The organism is Acidovorax sp. Root267, assembly GCF_001429215.1.
GTDB classification, from domain to species: domain Bacteria; phylum Pseudomonadota; class Gammaproteobacteria; order Burkholderiales; family Burkholderiaceae_C; genus Acidovorax; species Acidovorax radicis.
Genome location: NZ_LMJC01000029.1, coordinates 168,087 through 192,299, shown reverse-complemented (window position 1 = coordinate 192,299; position 24,213 = coordinate 168,087). Strand labels below are relative to the sequence as shown.

Below are 24,213 nucleotides of genomic sequence, written 5' to 3'. Positions count from 1 at the left end.
GCCCTACCCGAGCCCCTGTTCCTGCATGTCCGAACTTTCGCCCCTTCCCGAGCCAGCCAGTACCGACGATGCCGGCGAAACGCCCGCTGCGCGCAAGCGGCCCAAGCCGGGCGAGCGGCGGGTGCAGATCCTGCAGGCACTGGCCGCCATGCTGGAACAGCCCGGGGCGGAGCGCATTACCACCGCCGCCTTGGCCGCGCGCCTGTCGGTCAGCGAGGCAGCTCTGTACCGCCACTTCGCCAGCAAGGCGCAGATGTTCGAGGGGCTGATCGAATTCATCGAGCAGACCGTGTTCACCCTGGTCCAGCAAATCACTGGCCGCGATGTGCCCGATCCGGATCAGCCTGCCGAGGTGGGTGCACGCCAAGCCGCGCGCATCGTGGCCTTGCTGTTGCAGTTTGGCGAGCGCAACCCGGGCATGGTGCGCGTGATGGTGGGCGATGCGCTGGTGTTCGAGCACGAGCGCCTTCAGCAGCGCATGAACCAGTTCTTTGAACGCATCGAGTCCACCTTGCGCCAGTGCCTGCGCCCGGCTGCAGCGGGCTCTGCAACGCCCACGGTCGATGCCCAGGTGGCGGCCAGCGTGCTCACGGCGTTTGCCCAGGGTCGACTGCAGCGCTACGCCCGCTCGGGCTTCAAGCGGCTGCCGACCGAGCATCTGGATGCCAGCCTGGCGCTGATGCTTTAAGGGCGCTCCAAAACGCTTCTGGCGTTGTTGCTGCGCCCTGCACCGAGCCCGAAAGCGCTCCGTGCGCTGAGGTTGCTTTGCGGCCTTCACTCATTGGCTGCAACGTGCAGGTCCGGGAACGCAGAGACGCGGTTGCGTTCCTGCAACGGGCGATTTGGGTGGGCCTCCCTATTTTTTCCGGGGGTTTTGGTCAGAGGGGTAATTTGCTGCAAAATAGAACGAACGTTCGTTTTTATTTGCCCGCATGTCCGCAACCTCTTCTTCCAGCCAGGTCACCCGCATCCCGCGCGCTCGCAGCGGTACCGGCCGTGCCCTGCAAAAAGGCCAGCAAACCAAGGCGGCCATTGTCGAGGCGGCCCTCGGGCTGGCCACGCACATCGGGCTGGAAGGCCTGTCCATTGGGGCATTGGCCGACGTCACGGGCATGAGCAAGTCGGGCGTGTTTGCCCATTTTGGCTCGCGCGAAGAGCTGCAGATCTCCGTGGTTCGTGAATACCACACGCGTTTCGAGCAGGAAGTGTTCTACCCCGCCATGTCCGCGCCGCGTGGCCTGGCCCGGCTCAGCGCCATGTTCGACAACTGGATGAAGCGCACCTCCATCGAAATCGATTCAGGCTGCATCTACATCAGCGGTGCGGTCGAATTTGACGACCGCACCGGCCCCGTGCGCGACGCGCTGGCCAGCTCGGTGCTGACATGGCATGCCGCCATGCGCCGCGCCATCGAGCAGTGCAAGGGCCTGGGCGAGCTGCGCGCGGACACCAATGCCGAGCAGATGCTGTTCGAGATCCACGGCCTCATCCTTGCGCTGCACTACGAAGCGCGCTTCCTGCAGACCCCTGGCTCCATGGGCCGGGCCGTGCAGGGCTTTCACAACATCCTGGCGCGCTACAGCAGTGCCCAGGCCACGACCCCGGCCGCCGCCGCGTCTGCAGCACCGCCTGCTGCCGCCAAGCGCCGCAAAGTTTCCAACCAAACCACCACCTCCAAGGAGTAAACCCCATGCCTATCTACACGCCGCCCCTGCGCGACATGCAATTCGTCATGCACGAAGTGCTCAAGGTCAGTGATGAATTCAAGGCAATGCCGCCCCATGCCGAGGTGGATGTGGACACCATCAACGCCGTGATCGAAGAAGCCGGCAAATTCGCGGCCGAAGTGACCTTCCCGCTGAACATCAGCGGCGACACCGAAGGCTGCGTGCTCGACAAGGCCACCCACGAAGTGAAGCCGCCCTCGGGCTTCAAGGACGCCTATGCCAAGTACGTCGAAGGCGGCTGGGCGGCGCTGTCGTGCGACCCCGCCTACGGCGGCCAGGGCCTGCCGTTCGTGCTGAATCAGTGCCTGTACGAAATGATGAACTCAGCCAACCAGGCCTGGACCATGTACCCCGGCCTGTCGCACGGCGCGTACGAAGCCCTGCACGCCCACGGCACCGAAGAGCAAAAGGCCCTGTACCTGCCCAAGCTGACCAGCGGCGAGTGGACCGGCACCATGTGCCTGACCGAACCCCACTGCGGTACCGACCTGGGCCTGCTGCGCACCAAGGCCGAGCCGCAGGCCGACGGCACCTACAAGATCACCGGCAACAAGATCTTCATCAGCGCCGGCGAGCACGACATGACCGCCAACATCGTGCACCTGGTGCTGGCCCGCCTGCCCGACGCGCCCAAGGGCAGCAAGGGCATCAGCCTGTTCGTCGTGCCCAAGTTCAATGTGAAGGCCGACGGCTCGCTGGGCGAGCGCAACCCCATCTACTGCACGGGCCTCGAGCACAAGATGGGCATCCACGGCAATGCCACCGCGCAGATCGCCATCGACGGCGCCATCGGCACCATGGTGGGCCAGCCCAACAAGGGCCTGGCCGCCATGTTCGTGATGATGAATGCCGCGCGCTTGGGCGTAGGCAACCAGTCGCTGGGCCTGACCGAAGTGGCCTACCAGAACGCGCTGGCCTACGCCAAGGACCGCATCCAGATGCGCTCCTTGAGCGGCACCAAGGCCAAGGACAAGGACGCCGACCCGATCATCGTGCACCCCGACGTGCGCAAGATGCTGCTGACCGCCAAGGCCTATGCCGAAGGTGGCCGCGCGCTGCAGATCTTCTGCACGCTACTGCTGGACAAGGTGCACAGCCACCCCGATGAAAAGGTGCGCAAGGACTCCGAAGAACTCGTCGCCCTGCTCACGCCCATCGTCAAGGCCTTCATCACCGACAACGGCCACATCAGCACCAATGCGTGCATGCAGGTCTTCGGCGGCCATGGCTTCATCAAGGAATGGGGCATGGAGCAGTACGTGCGCGACAACCGCATCAACATGATCTATGAAGGCACCAACACCATCCAGTCGCTGGACCTGCTGGGCCGCAAGGTGCTGGGCAACAACGGCGCGACGCTCAAGAAGCTGGGCAGGCTGATCGGCAAGCTGGTGGACGAAGAAGGCGTGAACGAGAAGATGGCCGAGTTCATCAACCCCGTCGCCATGCTGGGCGACCAGATGACCAAGTTCACCACCGAGATCGGCTTCAAGGGCATGCAGAACCCCGACGAAGTGGGCGCCGCCGCAGTGGACTACCTGCGCGTGGCCGGCCACCTGGTGTTCGGCTACCTGTTCGCCCGCATGGCCCAGGTCGCGCTGCGCGAGATTGCCGCGGGCAACACCGACCCGTTCTACGGCGCCAAGCTGCAGACCGCACGCTTCTACTTCGCCAAGCTGTTCCCTGAAACGGCCACGCTGATGCGCACGGCGCGCGCCGGCAGCAAGGTGCTGATGGACACCGATCTGGCCCTGGCCTGATCGATGCGTGGGTCGGTGGATGGATCGGATTTCAAGCCTTTTTGCGGGGTAGCGCTTATGTTTAAAGCGGTAGTAGCTATTGTTTTGGTAGCAGGCGCGTTGCCAGCCTGGGCGCAGGCAACGCCCGAGGGCCTGTGGCGCAACATCGACGACAAGACCGGCGAGGCCAAGGCAGAGATCCGCATCCGCGACACCGGCGGCGGCGTGCTGAACGGGGCGCTGGAAAAGCGCCTGTCCAAGGACGCCAAGGCCGATGACGTGTGCGACGAGTGCTCGGACGACCGCAAGGGCAAGCCGATCCTGGGGCTCGAGATTATCCGTGGCGCCAAGAAGGCCGAGGGCAAGGACGTGTGGGAGGGCGGCAAGATTCTCGACCCCGAGAACGGCCGCAACTACACCCTGCGCATGACGCCCATCGACGGCGGCAAGAAGCTGGAAGTGCGCGGTTCCATCGGCCCCTTTGGCCGCACGCAGACCTGGATCCGGGTGCAATAAAGACGACAACACCGTGCGCGCCGCGCCCAGGCACGGCGTGCACAACAACGAGGGCAGGGCGCCCACCGCGGCCGCCCTTCTGGAGAAATACCGATGTCAAGATTCCAAGTGAAAAAAGTCGCCGTGCTCGGCGCAGGCGTGATGGGCGCGCAGATCGCCGCCCACCTCGTCAACGTGAAGGTGCCCGTGGTGCTGTTCGACCTGCCCGCCAAGGAAGGACCCAAGAACGGCATCGTCACCAAGGCCGTGGAAGGCCTTAAGAAGCTCAAGCCCTCGCCCCTGGGCGTGGCCGAGGATGCGGCACTGATCCAGCAGGCCAACTACGAAGAGCACATGCACCTGCTCAAGGACTGCGACCTCGTGATCGAGGCCATTGCCGAGCGCATGGACTGGAAGCTCGACCTCTACACCAAGATCGCGCCCCATGTGGCCAAGCACGCCATCCTGGCGTCCAACACCTCGGGGCTGTCGATCACCAAGCTGTCTGAAGTGCTGCCCGAGAGCATCAAGCCGCGTTTTTGCGGCATCCACTTCTTCAACCCCCCGCGCTACATGACGCTGGTGGAGCTGATCAACACCCCCACCACGCAGCCTGAAGTGCTCGACCAGCTCGAAGCCTTCGTCACCAGCGGCCTGGGCAAGGGCGTGGTGCGCGCGCACGACACCCCTAACTTCGTGGCCAACCGCGTCGGCATCGCCGGCATGCTGGCGACCATGAAAGAGGTCGAGAACTTCGGCCTCTCCTTCGACGTGGTGGACGACCTCACGGGCAAGAAGCTCGGCCGCGCATCCAGCGGCACCTTCCGCACCGCCGACGTGGTGGGCCTGGACACCATGGCGCACGTGATCAAGACGCTGCAGGACAACCTGAGCATCGAGACAGATCCGTTTTACGAAAGCTTTGGCACGCCCGCCGTGCTCAAGAAGCTGCTGGAGCTGGGCAATCTGGGCCAGAAGACCAAGGCCGGCTTTTTCAAAAAGGTCGGCCGCGACGTGATGCGCTTCGAGCTGGACAGCGAAGAGTACGTGCCCGCCGGCCAGAAGGCCGACGAGGTGTACGCCCGCATGCTCAAGAAGCCCGCCGCCGAACGCCTGAAGCTGCTGCGCAACGCTGAAGGCGCGCCCGGCCAGTTCCTGTGGGCCATCTTGCGCAACGGCTTCCACTACGCCGCCGTGCACCTGGCCACCATTGCGGACAACGCGCGCGACGTGGACCAGGCCATGCGCTGGGGCTTTGGCATGAAGCAGGGCCCCTTCGAGCTGTGGCAAGAAGCCGGCTGGCTCGAAGTGGCGAAGATGATTCAGGAAGACATCGACGCTGGCAAGGCGCTGTGCAAGGCGCCGCTGCCCGAGTGGGTCTTCAAGGACCCCGTGGCCGAAGCCGGTGGCGTGCACACCGCACAAGGCTCGTGGAGCGCATCGCAAGGCAAGTTCGTGCCGCGCCGCCAGCTGCCCGTGTACGAGCGGCAGATCTTCCCCGAATCGCTGCTGGGCGAGTCCAACCTGCCCGACTGGCGCACGGCCGGCACGACCATTGCAGAGTCGAACGCCCTGCGCACCTGGACGCTCGACGGCCAAGTGCTCATCGCCAGCATCAAGAACAAGATGCACGCCATCAGCCCCGAGGTGATGGAAGCGCTGATGGAAGCCTTGGAGCTGGCCGAGGCCGAATACCAGGGCATGGTGATCTGGTCCGGCGACGCACCTTTCAGCGTGGGTGCCGACCTGGAAGCCACGATGCCGGCCTTTGTGGTGGGCGGTGCAGACGCCGTCGAAAGCATCGAGAAGGAACTGCAGAACCTGATGATGCGCATCCGCTACGCCCAGGTGCCCGTCGTCGCTGCCATCCATGGCATGGCGCTGGGCGGCGGCTGCGAGCTGGCTGTGTATTCGGCCAAGCGTGTGGCCCATATGGAAAGCTACATCGGCCTGGTGGAAGTGGGCGTGGGCCTGGTGCCTGGCGCCGGCGGCCTGACCTACATCGCACGCCGCGCTGCCGAGAACATGGCGGCGTCTACCGGCAAGGACATCCTGCCCTTCCTGACCGAGGGCTTCACCGCCGCCGCGATGGCCAAGGTGGGCACCAGCGCCATCGAGTCGCGCAAGCTGGGCTTCCTGCTGGAGTCCGACATCATCGTTCCGCACAAGGACGAGTTGCTGTTTGTGGCCATCAACGAAGCCAAGTCCATGGCCGCCAGCGGCTGGCGCGCGCCGCACAAGCGCCTGTTCCCCGTGGCGGGCCGCAGCGGCCTGGCCACCATCAAGGCACAGCTCGTGAACATGCGCGACGGCGGCTTCATCAGCGCCTACGATTTCAAGGTCAGCACCATGATCGCCGAGGTGGTGTGTGGGGGTGATGTGGACGCTGGCGCGCTGGTGAGCGAGGAATACCTGCTCACGCTGGAGCGCAAGGCGTTCTGCCACCTGATCGCCCAGCCCAAGACGCACGAGCGCATCCTGGGCATGCTCTCGACAGGTAAGCCTGTTCGCAACTGACCGCCATCACCATGACGGACCACGCCCCCAACAAACTCCAGCGCTCGCTGATGCGCCTGGACGAGGCGCCCGCCTTCATGCGTGGCTTCGTGCAGAACATCATCCTGCGCCGGGCTGTGCCCTTTACCGGCACGGCCGGGGTGAAGTTCGTCTCGCTCACGCCCGAGCGCGTCGAGGTGCACCTGGCCAATGAGCACCGCGTGCAGAACCACATCGGCGGCGTGCACGCCTCGGCCATGAACCTGCTGGCCGAGACGGCCACGGGCATGGTGGTGGGCATGAACGTGCGCGACGACTGCATCCCGCTGGCCAAGGAGCTGTCCATGGCGTTCAAAAAGCGCGCCACCGGCGGCCTTAAAGCCGTGGCCATGCTGACCGCCGAGCAGCGCGCCGCCATGTTGGCCAGCGACAAGGGCGAGGTGCAGGTTGCGGTCACCGTGACCGACGAAGCCGGTGTAGAGCCGGTCGAATGTGTATTTACGTGGGCCTGGATTCCTTCCAGCCGCCCCGCCAAGAATTGAAGGAGTTTCAACACCATGGCTCAAAAACAAGTCCAGGACGCTTACATCGTTGCTGCCACGCGCACGCCCATCGGGCGTTCGGGCCGCGGCTATTTCAAGAACACCCGTCCCGACGACCTGCTGGTCGCCGCCATCAAGAGCGCGATGCTGCAGGTCCCCACGCTGGACCCCAAGGCGATCGAGGACGCCATCATCGGCTGCTCCTTCCCCGAGGGTGAGCAGGGCATGAACATGGCGCGCATTGCCGTGGGCCTTGCGTTCGACCACCCCGTGGGCGGCGTGACGGTCAACCGCTTCTGCGCATCCGGCATCACCGCGCTGCAGATGGCGGCCGATCGCATCCGCGTGGGCGAGGCGGACGTGCTGATCGCCGGTGGCGCCGAGTCCATGAGCCTGGTGCCTATGGGCGGCAACAAGACCTCGTTCAACGCCGAGATTTTTGCCAAGGACGAAAACGTGGGCATCGCCTACGGCATGGGCCTGACTGCCGAAAAGGTGGCCCAGCAGTGGAAGGTGAGCCGCGAAGCGCAAGACGCGTTCGCCCTCGAATCCCACCTGCGTGCCATCACGGCGCAAAAGGCCGGTGAGTTCACCGACGAAATCACGCCCTACGAAATCGTGGAGCGTTCGCCCAACCTCGCTACCGGCGAAGTGGTGGAAAAGCGCCGTACCGTGAGCCTTGACGAAGGCCCCCGCCCTGATACTTCCCTTGAAGGCCTGGCCAAGCTCAAGCCCGTGTTTGCTGCACGCGGCAGCGTCACGGCGGGCAACAGCTCGCAGACCAGTGATGGCGCCGGTGCACTGATCGTGGCCAGCGAGAAGGCCGTGAAGCAGTTTGGACTGACGCCCTTGGCCCGCTTCGTCAGCTACGCCGCCCGCGGCGTGCCGCCAGAGATCATGGGCATTGGGCCTATCGAGGCGATTCCTGCGGCCCTGCGTTATGCAGGCCTCAAGAGTGACGACATTGGTTGGTACGAGTTGAACGAGGCCTTCGCGGCCCAGTCGCTGGCGGTCATCAACACGCTGGGGCTGAACCCTGCGAACGTGAACCCGATGGGGGGCGCGATTGCGTTGGGGCATCCGCTGGGGGCCACCGGAGCCATCCGTGCGGCGACGGTGGTGCATGCGCTGCGTCGGCACAAGCTGAAGTACGGGATGGTCACGATGTGTGTAGGCACAGGACAAGGCGCCGCCGGCATCATCGAGGCGCTGTAACTGGCTACAGCGCGGCTTTCATGCGTCGTTGGGCGGTGCTCGCAATCCTCACGTACCGCAAGTACGTTCCGGTTGCTGCGCTCCGTCCGCCTAGCCTGAAAGCCGCTCGCTACGCCCTTGAGGGCGGGGTGTGAAGGCAGGGGAAGTGCACTGCCTGTTTTTCTTTTCCATTCAAGCTGGCGCAGATCGGCATTGAACCAAGGAGACAGACATGAACAAGCAAACCTTGCAGGTAAACGGGGCGGTGTCTTTGGCGCTGCGTGTCTACGAACCGGAGGGCGCTCCGCGCGCCAGCGTTGTCATCGGCGGCGCGATGGGGGTGCGGCAGTCGTTCTACGAGGCTTTTGCGCTGTGGATGGCGCAGCAGGGGTTTCGGGTCACCACGTTCGACTACCGAGGCCATGGCGATTCGCTGCAGGGAGCGATGCGCGATGTGAAGGCGGATCTGTTTGATTGGGCGCAGGACTATGAGGCGGTGATCTCCGGCGCCAAGGCCGCGTTGCCTGCGCAGCCGCTGTACTTGCTGGGCCACAGTCTGGGCGCGCAGTTGCCCGGTCTCTTGAAGAAGCCCGAGCAGGTTGATGGCCTGCTCAGCGTGGCCGCAGGTAGCGGCTACTGGCGCGACAACGCGCCTCAGCTCAAGCGCATCGTTCCGTATTTCTGGTGGGTGCTGGTGCCGCTGACCACGCGGCTGTGCGGGTACTTTCCGGGGCGCACGCTCAAGAAGGTGGGCGACCTGCCTGCGGGGGTGATCCTGCAGTGGCGCCGCTGGTGTCTGCATCCAGCCTACATGGTGGGCGCCGAGGGGCCTGCGGTGGCGCAGAGTTATGGCGCGGTGCGTTTCCCTGTGGTGGCGCTGTCGATGGCCGACGATGAGCTGATGACCTTGCGCGGCACGCACAACCTGGTGAATCTGTACGCCAACACCGAGCGCCGCGTGGAGAGCATCACGCCGGCCGATCTGCAGGTGCGTCGCATCGGGCACTTCGGTTTCTTTCGCGACCAGTTTCGCCAGAGCCTGTGGCCGCGCGCGGCGACTGCGCTGGCCGCCCTGGGTGGCGGCGTGCACCACGGCGAAGTCTCCGGTACGACGGCCTGAGCGGTCGTTTCGCGGCACACTCGCAGCATGACTTCCTCTTCATCCACTTCTTCGTCTTCGTCCTCCGCAGCCCACCCGCTGGACGAGGCGCTGCAACTGACGGCCTCGTCCGCTCCGACCGGCCAGTACGAAGGGCAGACCCACCCCGGCTACTGGAACATGGTGGGCCCGTTTGGTGGCATCACCGCCGCCACACTGCTACAGGCCATCCTGCAGCACCCTGACCGGCTCGGCGACCCGTTGTCGCTCACCGTCAACTACGCGGGCGCACTGACAGCCGGTGCGTTCACCGTGCAGGCAACGCCCGTGCGCACCAACCGCTCTACCCAGCACTGGACGCTGTCGATCCTGCAGGCCGGTGCCGACGGCGCGCAGGTGGTCACCACCACGGCCACCGCCGTCACGGCCGTGCGCCGCGAGACCTGGAGCGTGGGCGATGTGCCCATGCCGCAGGTGCCACCCCCCGCAGAGCAAAAAGCCATCGTTGCCCCCTTGGGCGCTGTGGAATGGCTCAATCGCTACGAGATGCGCCCCATCGCTGGCTTCATCCCGCGCACCTGGGATGGCAGCGGCGACCACAGCCTGACGCAGCTGTGGATGCGCGACACACCACCGCGGCCGATCGACTTCGTGGCGCTGTCCGCATTGGCTGATGTGTTCTTCCCCCGCGTGTGGCTGCGCCGTGCGCGCCAGGTGCCTGCGGGCACGGTGTCGATCACCGTGTACTTCCACGCCACGACAGAGCAGCTGCAGGCCACGGGCACGGGCTTCCTGCTCGGCCAGGCGCGCGGGCAGGAGTTCCGCAACGGTTTCTTTGACCAGACCGTGCAGCTGTGGAATGAGGCTGGCACCATGCTGGCCACCAGCCACCAGATCGTTTACTACAAGGAATAGGAAGTCGGCCCGTTGCTCTGCACGTGCACTCTTTCCTCCATCCATCAGCCCCCGGAACCCTTACCACCATGACCGAAGCCACCCAAGACATCCTTGCTCACACCGAAGCGGGCGTGACCACCATCACCTTCAACCGCGTGGACAAGAAGAACTCCATCACGCGCGACATGTACGCCGCCATGGCCGATGCGCTCGATGCCGCCAAGGCAGATGCCAGCGTGCGCGTGGTGGTGTTCCAGGGCGATGTGGCGATCTTCAGTGCGGGCAATGACATCGGCGACTTTTTGCAGCAGCCGCCCGCCACGCAGGATTCGCCCGTGTTCCGTTTTCTGCGCGGCATCGCCACCTTCCCCAAGCCCGTGATCGCCTCGGTCTGCGGCCCGGCCGTGGGCATCGGCACAACCATGCTGTTCCATTGCGACCTGGTCTATGCGGGCGACAACGCGGCGTTCTCTATGCCCTTCGTCAATCTGGGCCTGTGCCCCGAGGCCGCATCGAGCCTGTTGGTGCCGCAGATGCTGGGGTACCACCGCGCTGCGGAAGCGCTGCTGCTGGGCGAGCCGTTCATGGCCGAAGCCGCGTTGGAAGTGGGGCTGGTCAACCGCGTGGTGCCGCCGACCGAGTGCAATGGCGTCGCACAGGCGCAGGCCAAGAAGCTGGCGGCCAAGCCGTTGTCGTCGCTCATCGAAACCAAGCGGTTGATGAAGGGCGGGCAGACGGCGAAGGTGCTGGAGGTGATGGCGGAAGAGGGCGAGAGCTTTGGGCGCATGTTGCGCGAGCCTGCGGCGCGGGAGGCGTTCTCGGCGTTTATGGAAAAGAGAAAACCTGACTTCAGCGCAGTCTGAAGTTAGATCACCGCGTAGCGGCGCAGGGCTGCGGAGCAGAACGCTGGATCTTTCGGTAAAAGCGTAAGCCGGATTTCAGCGCGGTTTGAATCGTTGGTTCTAAGGCTTTTTTTGGCTGCCGGCGCTTATACATAAAGCGCTGGCAGCTATTGTTTTTATAGTTCACTCTCGCCCCATTCGTTCGGGTTGAGCCTGTCGAAGCTTTTGTGCGGTGGCTACTGCATGCCCGTGTTGAGTGCGGGAGCCGGGAGTTGCCCGGCATGCGAGTAACTTTCTTTTGCTTCGCCAAAAGAAAGTCACCAAAGAAAAGGCGACCCCCAGTCTGCGACCCCTTCGCTTCGCTATGGGGCAAACCTGCGTCGGGGCGGTTGCGGGGTGCGCCGCAGAACTCACTGCGCGCCTGCGGCGCTCCGCTCGGACAACTGCGGCGAGTCAGAGCACGAAGCACGGGCGCTTCGACGCCCATGCCACCCCACAACCGCCCCGCCGCAGGCGCAGCCAGCAGGGGGGGCAGCCCAACATCCAACAGCCGAACATCCAAACAGCCACACGGGCCTTTGCTTCGCTCGGCCGTGCTTGCGCAGCGCGCGGCGCTTGCGCCCGCGAGATGGGGCCGAGCGCAGCGACGGCCCGAATGGATGTCCGGCTGCTGCGGGTTCCCTTCTGGATGCGCCTGGGGCGCGCAGGGCGCGGGGTGGCATGTGTGCCGAAGGACACACGTGCTTCGTGAACTAACTTACCGCAGTTGTCCGAGCGGAGCGCCAATGGCGCGCAGCGAGGCAGCGCAGCGAAGGGGTCGCAGACAGCAGGGTCGCCTTCTCTTTGGTGACTTTCTCTTGGCGACCCAAGAGAAAGTTACTGCGCCGCCGGGCGCACACCCCGGCCTCCGCCCTCTGCAAAGACACTCAGGCAACCATAGAAACAATAGCTTCCAACGCTTTATGGATGGACGGAAGACGCCAAAATGCATCCAAGAATTCAGCCGCCAAAATCGTTACCTAATTCGAGAGTCTATTTTTACAAAGCACTTGCTTGCTAAAAATAAACAGTTTTGCTATCGTGCCTGCATGGACTCACCCGTGCCGCGCACCCGCGCCATCGCCCCCACTCTCAAGAAGCCCCCGGCCCGCCCCCGCAGCAAGGCCGTAGCGCCCCTCAGCGCCAACTCGGCAACCACAACACAATCCCCCACCGAAGAAACCACCCGCCGCCCCCGCGGCCGCCCCCGCAAGACCGCCGAAGAACTGGACGACGGCAACCGCCGTCGCAAGCTCATGGACGGCGCGGCCAAGCTCTTCCGCACCCAGGGCTTTGCCGCCACCAGCACGCGCGACATTGCGGCGGCCGCAGGCATGCACAGCGGCTCGCCCTTCTACCACTTCGAAAGCAAAAGCGCGCTGCTCTACGCCGTGATGAGCGAGGGCATGACCATGGCCACACAAAGCCAGCAGCAGGCACTCAATGCACTGCCCGCCACGGCCACACCGTGCGAGCAGTTGCACACGCTCATTCGCCACCACTTCGAGATCCTGCTCGGGCCCCGCAGCAGCTTCATCCCGGTGATGCTGTACGAATGGCGCTCGCTCACGCCCGCGCAGCGCAAGGGCATTGCCCGTATCAAGGACAGCTACGAGGCCACCTGGATGCCTGTGCTGGAAGCGCTGGCAAAGCAGGGTGCGCTGCAGGCCGAGCCCGGTGTGGCGCGGCTGTTCATCTTTGGGGCGCTCAACTGGGCGGTGCAATGGTTCTCGCCCAAGAAGGGCAAGTCGCTCGACGCGCTCACCGACGAGGCACTCGCCTTGTTTATCCGTTCATAACAACCCCATCAAGGCAGAGTCACCATGGCCCCCACTGCGCGCAACGCCTACCAGTCTGTGTTTGCTCCGGGCCTGTTCCAGGGCCAGGTGGTGGTGGTCACCGGCGGTGGCTCGGGCATTGGCCGGTGCACGGCACACGAACTGGCGCACCTGGGCGCGCATGTGGTGCTGGTGGGGCGCAAGCCAGAAAAGCTGCTGGCCGTGGCCGAAGAGATCACCGCTGATGGCGGCCGTGTGTCCTGCGAGGTGTGCGACATCCGCTCTGAAGAAGCCGTGGTCGCGCTGGTGCAGCAAGTCCTTGCTGCGCAGGGCCGCATCGATGCGCTGGTCAACAACGCGGGCGGGCAGTTCATGTCGCCGCTCGAATCCATCAGCGCCAAGGGCTGGGAGGCCGTGCTGCACACCAACCTCACGGGCGGCTTTTTGATGGCGCGTGAGTGTTATCGGCAGTGGATGGCGCAGCACGGCGGCTCCATCGTCAACATCGTGGCCGACATGTGGGGCTCCATGCCGGGCATGGGGCACAGCGGGGCTGCGCGCGCGGGCATGGTCAGCTTGACGGAAACGGCAGCGCTGGAATGGGCGCACAGCGGTGTGCGCGTGAACGCCGTGGCGCCGGGTTACATCGCCTCCAGCGGCATGGACAACTACCCGCCCGAGGCGGCAGACATGCTGCGTGCCATGCCGCGCACGGTGCCGCTTGGGCGCTTTGGCAATGAGGCCGAGGTGTCGGCGGCCATCACCTTTTTGCTCAGCCCGGCAGCCAGCTTCATCAGCGGCACCACGTTGCGGGTTGACGGCGCGCGGCCCCAGGTGCGCATGGGCTGGCCGCAGCGCCCGCCTGGTGCCACTGCCGCAGCACACCCGGCCGTGCGGCCGTTTGACGGCTTTCACCGCGCGCAGGTGCCGCAGGTGTTTGCACCTTCCCACACCCCCAAGACCGAGGCCGCATGACCGCCGTCTTCACTTCCCGATTCAACCCAGGCAGCGCCGAGGCCACCCAACGCCGCGCGGCGCTGCAGGCCCGCCTTCATGCCCTGCGCGCGCTGGAAGACCGCGCCGCCGCCGCCTCGTCCCGGTCGCTGCCCCAGTTTGAAAAACGCGGCCAGCTGCTGCCGCGCCAGCGCGTGGCACTGCTGCTGGATGCGGGTGCGCCCTGGCTGCCGCTGTGCACGCTGGCGGGCTACCTGCAGGACGTGAAAGACCCCGAGAAGTCCGTGCCCGGTGGCGGCATGGTCGCGGGCATCGGCTTTGTCGGTGGCGTGCGCTGCATGGTGGTGGCCAGCGATTCGGGCATCGAGGCCGGCGCCATCCAGCCCATGGGCCTGGAAAAGATCTTGCGCGTGCAGGAAATCGCGCTGCAAAACCGCTTGCCGTTCATCCACCTGGTGGAGAGCGCAGGCGCCAACCTCATGCGCTACCGGGTAGAAGGTTTTGTGCACGGCGGCACGCTGTTCCGCAACCTCGCGCGGCTGTCGGCGGCGGGCATTCCGGTCATCACCGTGCAGCACGGCTCGGGCACCGCAGGCGGCGCCTACATGCCGGGCTTGTCGGATGTGGTGATCATGGTGCAGGGCCGCTCGCGCGCCTTTCTGGCTGGGCCCCCGCTGCTCATGGCCGCGACGGGTGAGATTGCGACCGAAGAAGAACTGGGCGGCGCCGAGATGCACACGTCCGTCTCGGGCCTGGGCGAATACCTGGCCCAGGACGACCGCGAGGCGATCGGCCTGGCGCGCGATGTGGTCGCGCAGCTGGGCTGGAATATGCCCCGGCGACCGAGCGCGCCTGTACCTCTGTTGCCGGCAGACGACCTGCTGTCCCTGATGTCTGCCGACCTGCGCCAACCCGTGGACATGCGCGAGGTGATGGCGCGGTTGGTGGATGGCTCGGAGCTGCTCGAATTCAAGGCCCGCTACGGCATGGCCACTTTGTGCGCGCAGGGCCACATCCAGGGTCATGCGGTGGGCTTCATCAGCAACAACGGGCCTATCGACGTGGCGGGCGCCAACAAGGCCACACACTTCATCCACTGGATGTGCCAGCTGGGCCACCCCATCATCTACCTGCAGAACACCACGGGCTACATGGTGGGCAAGGACAGCGAGCAGGGCGGCATGATCAAGCACGGCAGCAAGATGATCCAGGCTGTGACCAACGCCTCCGTGCCGCAGATCACCATCCAGTGCGGCGCCAGCTTTGGTGCGGGCAACTACGGCATGTGCGGGCGCGGTTATGCGCCGCGCTTCCTGTTCAGCTGGCCCGGTGCCAAGACGGCAGTGATGGGCGGCGAGCAGGCTGCGCGCACCATGCAGATCGTGACCGAGGCGGCGCTGGCGCGCAAAGGCATCACGCCCGACCCGGCCGAATCGCAGGCCCAGTTCGACAAGATCGTCGCCATGTTCGAGGCCCAGGCCGATGCGTTCTACACCAGCGGCCTGCTGCTGGACGACGGCGTGATCGACCCGCGCGACACGCGCGCCGTGCTGGCGTTTTGCCTGGACACCTGCGCAGAGGCCCAGGCGCGCACGCTGCGGCCCCTGAGCTTTGGCGTGGCGCGGATGTAAGCGCTGAGCACGCAATCTCCCCGATGGCCGAGCCTCTCAAATACCTGCTCAACGACACCGTGCCGCCGCGCATTGCGGCCATGGTGCAGCGCGCGTGGCGCAAGTTCGATACCACTGCGTTTCTGCAGCAGGTAGAGCCCGGCTACGAATCGCTGGAGCTAATGGCGCGCGGCCAGCGCATTGCGCAGGCCCTGCAGGCCCACCTGCCGCAAGACGTGCCGCGCGCGCTGGGTGTGCTGGTCGATTCGATGGACCCGCCCATGGGCCTCGACGCCGCCGGAGAGCCCCATGCGGGTGACCGTCCCTACAGCGCCTTCCTGTACCTGCCCCACAGCCTGTATATCGGATCGCAGGGCCTGGTGCATTTCGAGGCGGCCATGGCTGCCCAGCATGCCTTGACCCAGCGTTTTACGGCCGAGTTCTGCATCCGCCCCTACCTGCTGCACCACCAGGGCGCCACGCTAGCGCGGCTGCGGGACTGGGCGCAGGACGACAACGCCCATGTGCGCCGTCTGGTGAGCGAAGGCACGCGGCCCCGCTTGCCCTGGGCGCCGCGTTTGCCTGCATTCCAGAACAACCCGCAGCTGGCCCTGCCGTTGCTCGATGCGCTCAAGGACGACCCATCGTCTTATGTGCGCCGCTCGGTCGCCAACCACCTGGGCGATATCGCCAAGGACCACCCCGATCTGGCCGTAGGCACCGCGCGCACATGGCTGCAGGGCGCGCCCGCGCCGCGTGCAGCCCTGGTGCGCCACGGCCTGCGTTTTCTCATCAAACGCGGCGACGCTGGCGCGCTCGATGCCCTGGGCGTGGGCCATGCCGTGGCGCTGGACGTGCGGGCCGCACGCGTGGTGCCCGCCTGCGCGCGCATCGGCGACAAGGTGCGCATCGAGGCCGAACTGCACAACCCCACACCCCAGCCCCAGCGCGTGCTTGCGGACCTGAAGGTGCACTACGTCAAGGCCCACGGCGGTGCGGCGCCCAAGGTGTTCAAGCTGCAGACGCTGGACATACCGCCCGGCGCCACCGTGGCGGTGGGCAAGACGCTGTCGCTGCAGCAGATGACCACACGCACCCACTACCCCGGCGCGCACCAGGTGGAGCTGGTGCTCAACGGGCGGCCACAGCCGCTGGGGCAATTTCAGCTTTCGTGATCGAGGTTTGCAGGCAGACAAACATACAAACGCAACAGCAGGAGACAAGCACCATGCAGTTCACACACGAGCACCGCGAGATCCAGAAGACCCTCAAGCGTTTCATCGACGAGGAGATCAACCCCCATGTGGACGAGTGGGAGGCCGCAGAGATCTTCCCCGCGCACGAGGTCTTCAAGAAGATGGGCAGCCTGGGCCTGCTGGGCTTGTGCAAGCCCGAGGAATATGGCGGCGCAGGGCTGGACTACTCCTACAGCCTGGCCATGGCTGAGGCGCTGGGCCACATCCACTGCGGCGGCGTGCCCATGGCCATCGGCGTGCAGACCGACATGTGCACCCCGGCGCTGGCGCGCTATGGCAGCGAAGAACTCAAGCGCAACTTTCTGGCCCCTGCGATTGCGGGCGACATGGTGGGCTGCATCGGCGTGAGCGAGCCTGCGGCGGGCAGCGATGTGTCGGGCATCAAGAGCGTGGCGCGCAAGGACGGCGACGACTACGTGATCACCGGCCAGAAGATGTGGATCACCAACAGCCTGCAGGCCGACTGGATGTGCATGCTGGTGAACACGGGCGAAGGCCCTGTGCACAAGAACAAGAGCCTGGTGATGGTGCCCATGCGCGACGGGCCCGGCGGCAAGCTCACCAAGGGCATCGAGGTGGCACAGAAGATCCGCAAGATCGGCATGCACAGCAGCGACACGGGCCTGATCTATTTTGACGAAGTGCGCGTGCCGCAGCGCTACCGCATCGGTGCCGAAGGGCAGGGCTTTATCTACCAGATGCAGCAGTTCCAGGAAGAGCGCTTGTGGTGCGCCGCCAGCACGCTCGAATCGCTGAACCACTGCATCCAGTGGACCATCGACTACGCGCAGGAGCGCAAGCTGTTTGGCGCCACGCTGGCCGACCAGCAGTGGGTGCAGTTCAAGCTGGCCGAACTCAAGACCGAGGTCGAAGCGCTGCGCGCACTCACCTACCGAGCCTGCGACCTGTACGTGAACGGGCAGGACGTGCTGGAGCTGGCCAGCATGGCCAAGCTCAAGGCCGGCCGCCTGAACCGCGAGGTGCCCGACACCTGCCTGCAGTTCTGGGGCGGCATGGGCTTCACGCTGGAGAACAAGGTCTCGCGCATGTACCGCGACGGGCGGCTGGCGTCCATCGGCGGGGGGGCCGACGAGGTGATGCTGGGCATCCTGTCCAAGCTCATGGGCATCGCCAAGCGGCCCGTGCACTGACATGGCCGATAAGCTGCTGATCGACCGCATGCCGCTGGCCAGCGGCAGCGTGGAAACCTGGACGCTCAACGACCCGGCCAGCCGCAATGCGCTGTCCGAGGCGATGGTGGACGGTTTGATAGCCGCGTGTGAGCGGGCTGCAACCGATGCCGACCTGCGCGGCGTGGTGCTGCGCGGCGCGGGTGGTCACTTTTGCGCGGGGGGCAGCCTGGGCGGCTTTGCCAAGACCATTGGCCAGCCCCTGGCCGCCGGCGAAGCCGACCCGCTGGTGCCTCTGAACCGCCGCTTTGGCGCGCTGCTGCAGGCGCTGTGCGCTCTGCCGCAGTGGCTCATTGTGGCGGTGGAGGGCGCGGCCATGGGCGGCGGCTTTGGCCTGGTGTGCTGCGCCGATCAGGTGTTGGCCCATACCAGCGCGCAGTTCGCCACGCCCGAGGTCACGCTGGGCATCGTGCCTGCGCAGATCGCGCCCTTTGTGGTGCGGCGCCTTGGCCCGTCTGCTGCGCGGCGGTGTTTGCTGACCGGCGAGCGCTGGGATGCTGCTGCCGCCCAGCGCTTGGGCTTGGTCGATGACGTGGTGGAGGGCGACATGGATGCGGCTGTACGGGCTGCCATCGCACGCCACGCCGCCGCCGCACCCCAAGCTGTAGCCGCCACCAAACGTTTGTTGCTGGCCCAAGCCGAAACGCCGTTGCCCGCACTGCTGGACGAAGCGGCAATTGCTTTTTCGCAGGCGTTGCGCGGGCCCGAGGCGCCTCAAGGGCTGGCGGCGTTCGCTGCGCGCGAGGCGCCGCCCTGGAGTGCGACGCCATGAAAAAGATACTGATCGCCAATCGCGGCGAGATCACTCGCCGGGTGATTCACATCGTCCACCGCATGGGCATCGAAACGGTCGCGGTCTATTCCGACCCCGATGCCAACGCCCTGCACGTGCGCGAAGCCACCCAGGCCGTGGCGCTGAGTGGCGCGGCCAGCGCCGACACCTACCTGCGCATCGACAAGCTGCTGGCCGCCGCCCGTGCCACCGGCGCAGATGCCGTGCACCCCGGCTACGGCTTCCTCAGCGAGAACGCCGACTTCGCCCAGGCCGTGGTCGATGCGGGCCTGACCTGGATCGGCCCGCCGCCCGCAGCCATCCGCGCGCTGGGCAGCAAGGCCGGGGCCAAGGCGTTGGCCCAGACGCAGAGCGTGCCCTGCCTGCCCGGCTATGCGGGCGACGACCAGAGCGACGAGCGCTTTGCCACCGAGGCTGCGCGCATCGGCACGCCCCTCATGGTCAAGGCCGTGGCGGGTGGGGGAGGGCGCGGCATGCGCCTGGTCACCGACCTGGCGCAGTTGCCTGCTGCCCTGGCCAGTGCGCGGTCGGAGGCGCTGGCGGGCTTTGGCTGTGGCGACCTGCTCATCGAACGCGCACTGCTTCAGCCGCGCCATGTGGAGGTGCAGATCTTTGCCGACGCTCACGGCGCGTGCATCCACCTGGGCGAGCGCGATTGCTCCGTGCAGCGCCGCCACCAGAAGATCATCGAAGAGTCCCCCAGCCCCGCCGTGGACGCAGCGCTGCGCGAGCGCATGGGTGCCTGCGCCGTGGCGCTGGCACAGGCCGCTGGGTATGTGGGTGCGGGCACGGTGGAATTCCTTCTGGACGGGGCTGAATTCTTCTTGATGGAGATGAACACCCGCCTGCAGGTGGAGCACCCGGTGACCGAAGCGCTCACGGGGCTGGACCTGGTGGAGTGGCAGATCCGAGTGGCACGTGGCGAGCCGCTGCCGCTCGCGCAAGATCAGGTGCATCTGCAAGGCCACGCCATCGAAGTGCGCCTGTGTGCCGAAGACGCGCACTTCCGTCCCCACACCGGCCGCGTGCTGCACTTCAGCGCGCCGCCTGCCACCGCGTTTGAGCGGGCCGCGCCGGGCGCGCTGCGCTTTGACCACGCGCTGGAGGAGGGGGCAGAGGTTACGCCTCACTACGACGCCATGCTGGGCAAGCTCATCGTGCACGCCCCCACGCGGGCCGAGGCCATCGCCGCCCTGGTGCGTGCGCTACAGGGCACCCGTGTGCTGGGCCTGCCCACCAACCGCGCGTTTCTGGCGGCGTGTCTGCAGCACCCGGTGTTTGGCGCGGGGCATGCCCTGGTGCCGTTTCTCGCAGAGCACGCCTCGCAGCTGCAAGATTTGCTATCAAATGAAGAGCTTGAAGTGCTTATTCAGAGCGCGGTAACGACCATTTTTGCTTCAAACTCTTCGGGTGCCGCATCTCCGCAACTACCCTGCGCGCTGGCCCGGCCGCTGCGCCTGCGCCACCAGGGCCAGGTGGTTCCGCTGGCCGTGCGCGAGCTGGGCGCGGGGCGGCTGTTGGTGGAGCATGCGGGCGGCACCACCCATCTGCAGCTGGCGCCGCAGGCTGCGGGCATGGTGCGCATCACCACCACGCAGACCGGCGCGGAGGGTGATGTGCGCCATGCCGACCACACCGTGCGCGCCGTTCCGGTGGGCTCACTGCGCTGGCACTGGCAAACCGGCGGCGTGGACGGCTGGGTGGAAGACGCATCGTGGGAACCCGTTGCGCGCGCGGGTGCGGCGGGCGGTGCGACGGAGCTGCGCGCCCCCTTCAACGGCAAGGTGGTTGCGCTGCCTGTGGCCGCAGGCCAGGCGCTGGCGGCGGGCGACACCGTGGTGGTCATCGAATCCATGAAGCTTGAACACAGCCTGGCCAGCTCCGCAGCCGCCACCGTGGCCGAACTGCTCGTGGCCCCCGGCCAGCAGGTGTCGCCCGGCCAGGTGCTGGCCCGCTTTGCACCCGCCACGCAAGGAGCGCCCGCATGACCGCCACGTCCGATGCAAGTTCTGTGAGCGACGAAGACCGTACCGCCCTCACCGACACCGTCACCCGCTTTGCCCGCACCGAGATCGCGCCGCATGTGGACGCGTGGGATGCCGCCGGTGAATTCCCTCTCAGCCTGTACCGCCGCGCAGCCGACCTGGGCCTGCTGGGCCTGGGCTACCCAGAGCAGTACGGCGGCACGCCAGCCAGCTACGCTTTGCGCCTGCCGCTGTGGCGCGCGCTCAGCCGCCACGGCGCCAGCGGCGGCGTGCTGGCCAGCCTGCTGTCGCACAACATCGGCCTGCCGCCCGTGTTGGCCCATGGCAGCGATGCGGTGCGTGCCGAGGTTATTCCGCCCGTGCTGGCAGGCGAGCAGATCGCGGCACTGGCGATTACTGAGCCCGGTGGCGGGTCGGACGTGGCCCAGCTCAAGACCACCGCGCGGCGTCAGGGCGATGAGTACATCGTCAACGGCGAAAAGGTGTTCATCACCTCCGGCATGCGCGCGGACTGGATCACCGTGGCTGTGAGGACCGGGGAGGCCGGAAGCAAAGGCAGTGCAGGCATCTCTATGCTGCTCATCCCCGGCCACAGCGCAGGCCTGTCGCGCAGCAAGCTCGACAAGATGGGCTGGCTGTGCTCCGACACCGCTCACCTGCGCTTTGACAACGTGCGCGTGCCCGCCCGTTACCTGCTGGGTGAAGAGGGCGCGGGCTTTCGCATCATCATGGCCAACTTCAACGGCGAGCGTTTTGGTCTGGCCGCATCGGCCCTGGGCTTTGCCGAGGCCTGCTACGACGAAGCCCTGGCCTGGGCGCGCCAGCGCAAGACCTTTGGCGCTGCGCTGGTCGAGCACCAGGTCATCCGCCACAAGCTGGTGGACATGCAGATGCGCATCCAGTCCACCGCCGCGTGGTGCGAGTCCGTGGCCGCGCAGGCCGACGCAGGCCGCACCGGCCCCGAGTGGGTGGCCAATGTCTGCATGCTGAAGAACCACGCCACCCAAACCATGCAGTTTTGCGCCGACCAGGCCGTGCAGATCCTGGGCGGCATGGGCTTCATGCGCGGCACCGTCAGCGAGCGCATCTACCGCGAGGTCAAGGTCATGATGATCGGCGGCGGTGCGGAAGAAATCATGAAGGACCTGGCTGCACGTCAGCTAGGCATTTGAAGGAGAGAGGCACCATGCACAGCACCGACAACAGCAACAAAGCCATCATCACCTGCGCCATCACCGGCGTGCTGACCGACCCCGGCCAGCACCACGTGCCCGTCACGCCCGAGCAATTGGCCCAAGAAGCCCGCCGCGCCTACGACGCAGGCGCCGCCGTGGTGCACGTGCACTTTCGCAACCAGGAGCCCGGCAAGGGCCACCTGCCCAGCTGGGACCCGCAGGTGGCGCGCGACTGCGTGCAGGCCATGCGCGAGGCCTGCCCGGGTTTGATCATCAATCAGACCACCGGCGTGGTCGGCCCCAACTATCAGGGCCCGCTCGATTGCCTGCGCGCCACCCGCCCCGAGATGGCCGCGTGCAATGCCGGCTCGCTCAACTACCTGAAGGTGCGCAGCAACGGCACTTGGGCCTGGCCGCCCATGCTGTTCGACAACCAGCCCGCCAAGGTCAAGGACTTCATCGACGTGATGCTGGAGACCGGCACGCTGCCCGAGTTCGAATGTTTTGACGTGGGCATCGTGCGCTGCGTGGAGATGTATGTGCAGACCGGCATGTACACCGAGCGCCTGCCCGAATACAACTTTGTGATGGGCGTCGAATCCGGCATGCCTGCGGACCCGGACCTGCTGCCCATCCTGCTCAAGCTCAAGATCAAGGACGCCCCCTGGCAGGCCACCGTCATCGGCCGCAGCGAGATCTGGTCCGTGCACCAGCGCGTGGCCGAGCTGGGCGGGCATCTGCGCACGGGGCTGGAGGACACGTTCTATCTGCCGGATGGGACCAAGGCGGATTCGAATGGGCCGCTGATTGAGAAGCTGGCCGAGTACGCGCGCAACGCGGGGCGGGAGGTGGCGTCGCCGCAGGAGGCGCGGGGGATGTTGGGGTTGAAGGGGGTGGCAGCTGCTTCGATTGCCTGAGTGCTACATGAGGGAGCTCATTCCGGTGCTCTCCTCAGATCCTTGCAAATTGATCGTCTCGTGATCAATTTGCAGGGTAACCCTATCTGCGCTCTGGCCGTAGAGTCGGTCGGCACTCTGCGCTTCATAAGCATGCAGCTGGACGCTGGAAAGCTATTTCCCCCGTTGTTCTTGTTCGACCACCGCTTTTGGCAGGAGCCACCAAGAGCCTTTCCTGGCGGGAACCAGCCTCTCAAGCGCCAGGTTGTCCAACTTTTCGCTGGGGAGTTGTGCTACTTCTGGCGCAGTTGGCGCCTCCGAATATTTTTTAAGTTCTTCCACTAGCTTCCGCTCTGCTGTCGGATCAATGGGCTCCTCAAGCAGGGGCTTTCCTCTTTTTGGGGAGTGCTTTTCCCACATCGATACAACTACGTTGCTGGCATTCCCACAGGGTCTCGGCGCGATTTTGTGCAGACCTTGCTCGCGTTCCTCTTGGGGGATTGAGGAGAGTTCAGAGTTGATGCTTGAAAGCGAGGCTTTCAGATCAGGACCCCATATGAAGTCTTGGGCTGGGGCCAAGAAAGGTGGGGTGCATAGTTTGTGCAATTTATCGCCCGAGACAAACAAGTTGCAAAACGGCAAATAGAAGAGATACGCAATATCGGCCCGATTCGATGCTCGATCGGCAGAGATCAGGTTGGCTGCCAGAGCTATCTGAAAAAACATCTCAACTTTCAGAACGTGCGCTGCATAGGGCGCGTAGTTGGCGAGCGGAGGGAAGCCTGCAGAAGACCAGCGATGGAGAATTTCCCCCTGGAGATGGACCGGTACATGAACAAATTCAAAGAGCAGACCGATTTGCTCCAATGGAGCAGCTTGGGAGTGCATGAGCCCGTGAGCTAGTCCCCATGCCTCTTTGACAGATTTGCAATTTTTTGGTGTGACACCGAGTGCCCTCATTCTTTGAGCGACCTCGGGCAAGTTCAAGCTAGAGAGCATTGCCCGCCATGCGGACGCAGCATCGCGTTCGACCTCCATAAATTCGTGACGTTGCCAACGAGCAAACGATTCCGCTTCAGGGGAGGGCTTGAACACAACCCCAGCCTTGTTGTCTTTGGTTCTTATGGGACGGCCGCCAGCGAGGGGGACTTGGCCCAATCTTGGTGCTTGGTGACCCAAGAGGTTGGCGATACACATATCCATGTGATGTACGCATGGAGCGCCAGACAACACAGGAGATTTGTCTGCAAGTATTCGGACTTCATCCTGAGGGGTTCTTGAAGAGTTTGAACGCTTGGTTTTTGCCAGATCTGCTAGTGTTTCGACATAAAAAACTGGGCATATGACGGCCAAAAAGAAGTGATCAAACCAGACCGATTCGTCAAGCGTCAGCGACTGTAAAAACGATTTGTCGAAGAGCGCAACAGGACCCATTTTTCCCTCGTGAGTCACTAGTGAACCGGGCGGTGGACATCCCTAGTGCATTCTCGATACCTCGATTGCATT

General features: G+C 65.2%; 20 protein-coding genes. 19 read left to right on the top strand and 1 reads right to left on the bottom strand.

Annotation, left to right across the window (positions count from 1 at the left end; translation table 11 throughout):
* Positions 1-25 precede the first annotated feature (25 nt).
* From slmA to ASE39_RS17140, 19 genes are all read left to right on the top strand, one after another.
* Positions 26-688, top strand: a complete 663-nt coding sequence (slmA, locus tag ASE39_RS17230) for a nucleoid occlusion factor SlmA (protein WP_010462540.1) — start codon at positions 26-28, stop codon at positions 686-688.
* A gap of 244 nt (positions 689-932) precedes the next feature.
* A complete protein-coding gene (locus tag ASE39_RS17225; RefSeq protein ID WP_010462538.1) occupies positions 933-1,685 on the top strand; it encodes a TetR/AcrR family transcriptional regulator in 753 nt (250 codons plus the stop codon).
* A gap of 5 nt (positions 1,686-1,690) precedes the next feature.
* Positions 1,691-3,487, top strand: coding sequence for an acyl-CoA dehydrogenase C-terminal domain-containing protein (locus tag ASE39_RS17220; protein ID WP_057271943.1), 1,797 nt, complete (start codon positions 1,691-1,693; stop codon positions 3,485-3,487).
* A 57-nt stretch (positions 3,488-3,544) separates the two neighbouring features.
* A complete protein-coding gene (locus ASE39_RS17215; RefSeq protein ID WP_057229201.1) occupies positions 3,545-3,982 on the top strand; it encodes a DUF2147 domain-containing protein in 438 nt (145 codons plus the stop codon).
* A gap of 93 nt (positions 3,983-4,075) precedes the next feature.
* Entirely contained in the window at positions 4,076-6,478 is a 2,403-nt protein-coding gene (locus tag ASE39_RS17210) for a 3-hydroxyacyl-CoA dehydrogenase/enoyl-CoA hydratase family protein (protein ID WP_057271942.1), read from the top strand.
* An 11-nt stretch (positions 6,479-6,489) separates the two neighbouring features.
* Positions 6,490-6,999, top strand: a complete 510-nt coding sequence (locus ASE39_RS17205; protein ID WP_057229197.1) for a DUF4442 domain-containing protein — start codon at positions 6,490-6,492, stop codon at positions 6,997-6,999.
* Between the two features lie 15 nt (positions 7,000-7,014).
* Positions 7,015-8,214, top strand: coding sequence for an acetyl-CoA C-acyltransferase (locus tag ASE39_RS17200; protein WP_057271941.1), 1,200 nt, complete (start codon positions 7,015-7,017; stop codon positions 8,212-8,214).
* A 211-nt stretch (positions 8,215-8,425) separates the two neighbouring features.
* The gene (locus ASE39_RS17195) at positions 8,426-9,313 is read left to right on the top strand and encodes an alpha/beta fold hydrolase (protein ID WP_057271940.1); all 888 of its coding nucleotides are present in this window, start codon (positions 8,426-8,428) and stop codon (positions 9,311-9,313) included.
* A 27-nt stretch (positions 9,314-9,340) separates the two neighbouring features.
* The gene (locus ASE39_RS17190) at positions 9,341-10,207 is read left to right on the top strand and encodes a thioesterase family protein (protein WP_082615490.1); all 867 of its coding nucleotides are present in this window, start codon (positions 9,341-9,343) and stop codon (positions 10,205-10,207) included.
* A gap of 68 nt (positions 10,208-10,275) precedes the next feature.
* Complete coding sequence (locus ASE39_RS17185) at positions 10,276-11,052, top strand: enoyl-CoA hydratase (protein ID WP_010462523.1); 777 nt, start codon at positions 10,276-10,278, stop codon at positions 11,050-11,052.
* A gap of 1,067 nt (positions 11,053-12,119) precedes the next feature.
* Positions 12,120-12,869, top strand: a complete 750-nt coding sequence (locus ASE39_RS17180; RefSeq protein WP_057271939.1) for a TetR/AcrR family transcriptional regulator — start codon at positions 12,120-12,122, stop codon at positions 12,867-12,869.
* A gap of 24 nt (positions 12,870-12,893) precedes the next feature.
* Complete coding sequence (locus ASE39_RS17175; RefSeq protein WP_010462520.1) at positions 12,894-13,823, top strand: SDR family oxidoreductase; 930 nt, start codon at positions 12,894-12,896, stop codon at positions 13,821-13,823.
* The gene (locus ASE39_RS17170; RefSeq protein WP_010462518.1) at positions 13,820-15,433 is read left to right on the top strand and encodes a carboxyl transferase domain-containing protein; all 1,614 of its coding nucleotides are present in this window, start codon (positions 13,820-13,822) and stop codon (positions 15,431-15,433) included. The genes ASE39_RS17175 and ASE39_RS17170 overlap by 4 nt, the downstream gene beginning before the upstream one ends.
* A gap of 23 nt (positions 15,434-15,456) precedes the next feature.
* Positions 15,457-16,587, top strand: a complete 1,131-nt coding sequence (locus ASE39_RS17165) for a hypothetical protein (RefSeq protein WP_057271938.1) — start codon at positions 15,457-15,459, stop codon at positions 16,585-16,587.
* Positions 16,588-16,640: 53 nt separating this feature from the next.
* Positions 16,641-17,819: an acyl-CoA dehydrogenase family protein gene (locus ASE39_RS17160; RefSeq protein WP_057271937.1), complete on the top strand. Its 1,179-nt coding sequence runs from the start codon at positions 16,641-16,643 to the stop codon at positions 17,817-17,819.
* Between the two features lies 1 nt (position 17,820).
* Positions 17,821-18,630, top strand: coding sequence for an enoyl-CoA hydratase/isomerase family protein (locus ASE39_RS17155; protein ID WP_057271936.1), 810 nt, complete (start codon positions 17,821-17,823; stop codon positions 18,628-18,630).
* On the top strand, positions 18,627-20,639 hold the full coding sequence (locus ASE39_RS17150) for a biotin carboxylase N-terminal domain-containing protein (RefSeq protein WP_057271935.1): 2,013 nt from the start codon (positions 18,627-18,629) through the stop codon (positions 20,637-20,639). Before ASE39_RS17155 ends, ASE39_RS17150 begins: the two co-directional genes overlap by 4 nt.
* Entirely contained in the window at positions 20,636-21,808 is a 1,173-nt protein-coding gene (locus tag ASE39_RS17145) for an acyl-CoA dehydrogenase family protein (protein WP_057271934.1), read from the top strand. Before ASE39_RS17150 ends, ASE39_RS17145 begins: the two co-directional genes overlap by 4 nt.
* Positions 21,809-21,822: 14 nt before the next feature.
* A complete protein-coding gene (locus ASE39_RS17140; RefSeq protein WP_057271933.1) occupies positions 21,823-22,728 on the top strand; it encodes a 3-keto-5-aminohexanoate cleavage protein in 906 nt (301 codons plus the stop codon).
* A gap of 153 nt (positions 22,729-22,881) precedes the next feature.
* Here ASE39_RS17140 and ASE39_RS26580 read toward each other — a convergent pair whose 3' ends face one another.
* Complete coding sequence (locus ASE39_RS26580) at positions 22,882-24,141, bottom strand: hypothetical protein (protein ID WP_140426819.1); 1,260 nt, start codon at positions 24,139-24,141, stop codon at positions 22,882-22,884.
* Positions 24,142-24,213 lie beyond the last annotated feature (72 nt).

What these genes read in the sequence shown, in the direction of transcription:
- slmA (WP_010462540.1), top strand. Translation starts at nt 26, where the DNA reads ATGTCCGAACTTTCGCCCCTTCCCGAGCCAGCCAGTACCGACGATGCC.
- ASE39_RS17225 (WP_010462538.1), top strand. Translation starts at nt 933, where the DNA reads ATGTCCGCAACCTCTTCTTCCAGCCAGGTCACCCGCATCCCGCGCGCT.
- ASE39_RS17220 (WP_057271943.1), top strand. Translation starts at nt 1,691, where the DNA reads ATGCCTATCTACACGCCGCCCCTGCGCGACATGCAATTCGTCATGCAC.
- ASE39_RS17215 (WP_057229201.1), top strand. Translation starts at nt 3,545, where the DNA reads ATGTTTAAAGCGGTAGTAGCTATTGTTTTGGTAGCAGGCGCGTTGCCA.
- ASE39_RS17210 (WP_057271942.1), top strand. Translation starts at nt 4,076, where the DNA reads ATGTCAAGATTCCAAGTGAAAAAAGTCGCCGTGCTCGGCGCAGGCGTG.
- ASE39_RS17205 (WP_057229197.1), top strand. Translation starts at nt 6,490, where the DNA reads ATGACGGACCACGCCCCCAACAAACTCCAGCGCTCGCTGATGCGCCTG.
- ASE39_RS17200 (WP_057271941.1), top strand. Translation starts at nt 7,015, where the DNA reads ATGGCTCAAAAACAAGTCCAGGACGCTTACATCGTTGCTGCCACGCGC.
- ASE39_RS17195 (WP_057271940.1), top strand. Translation starts at nt 8,426, where the DNA reads ATGAACAAGCAAACCTTGCAGGTAAACGGGGCGGTGTCTTTGGCGCTG.
- ASE39_RS17190 (WP_082615490.1), top strand. Translation starts at nt 9,341, where the DNA reads ATGACTTCCTCTTCATCCACTTCTTCGTCTTCGTCCTCCGCAGCCCAC.
- ASE39_RS17185 (WP_010462523.1), top strand. Translation starts at nt 10,276, where the DNA reads ATGACCGAAGCCACCCAAGACATCCTTGCTCACACCGAAGCGGGCGTG.
- ASE39_RS17180 (WP_057271939.1), top strand. Translation starts at nt 12,120, where the DNA reads ATGGACTCACCCGTGCCGCGCACCCGCGCCATCGCCCCCACTCTCAAG.
- ASE39_RS17175 (WP_010462520.1), top strand. Translation starts at nt 12,894, where the DNA reads ATGGCCCCCACTGCGCGCAACGCCTACCAGTCTGTGTTTGCTCCGGGC.
- ASE39_RS17170 (WP_010462518.1), top strand. Translation starts at nt 13,820, where the DNA reads ATGACCGCCGTCTTCACTTCCCGATTCAACCCAGGCAGCGCCGAGGCC.
- ASE39_RS17165 (WP_057271938.1), top strand. Translation starts at nt 15,457, where the DNA reads ATGGCCGAGCCTCTCAAATACCTGCTCAACGACACCGTGCCGCCGCGC.
- ASE39_RS17160 (WP_057271937.1), top strand. Translation starts at nt 16,641, where the DNA reads ATGCAGTTCACACACGAGCACCGCGAGATCCAGAAGACCCTCAAGCGT.
- ASE39_RS17155 (WP_057271936.1), top strand. Translation starts at nt 17,821, where the DNA reads ATGGCCGATAAGCTGCTGATCGACCGCATGCCGCTGGCCAGCGGCAGC.
- ASE39_RS17150 (WP_057271935.1), top strand. Translation starts at nt 18,627, where the DNA reads ATGAAAAAGATACTGATCGCCAATCGCGGCGAGATCACTCGCCGGGTG.
- ASE39_RS17145 (WP_057271934.1), top strand. Translation starts at nt 20,636, where the DNA reads ATGACCGCCACGTCCGATGCAAGTTCTGTGAGCGACGAAGACCGTACC.
- ASE39_RS17140 (WP_057271933.1), top strand. Translation starts at nt 21,823, where the DNA reads ATGCACAGCACCGACAACAGCAACAAAGCCATCATCACCTGCGCCATC.
- ASE39_RS26580 (WP_140426819.1), bottom strand. Translation starts at nt 24,141, where the DNA reads ATGGGTCCTGTTGCGCTCTTCGACAAATCGTTTTTACAGTCGCTGACG.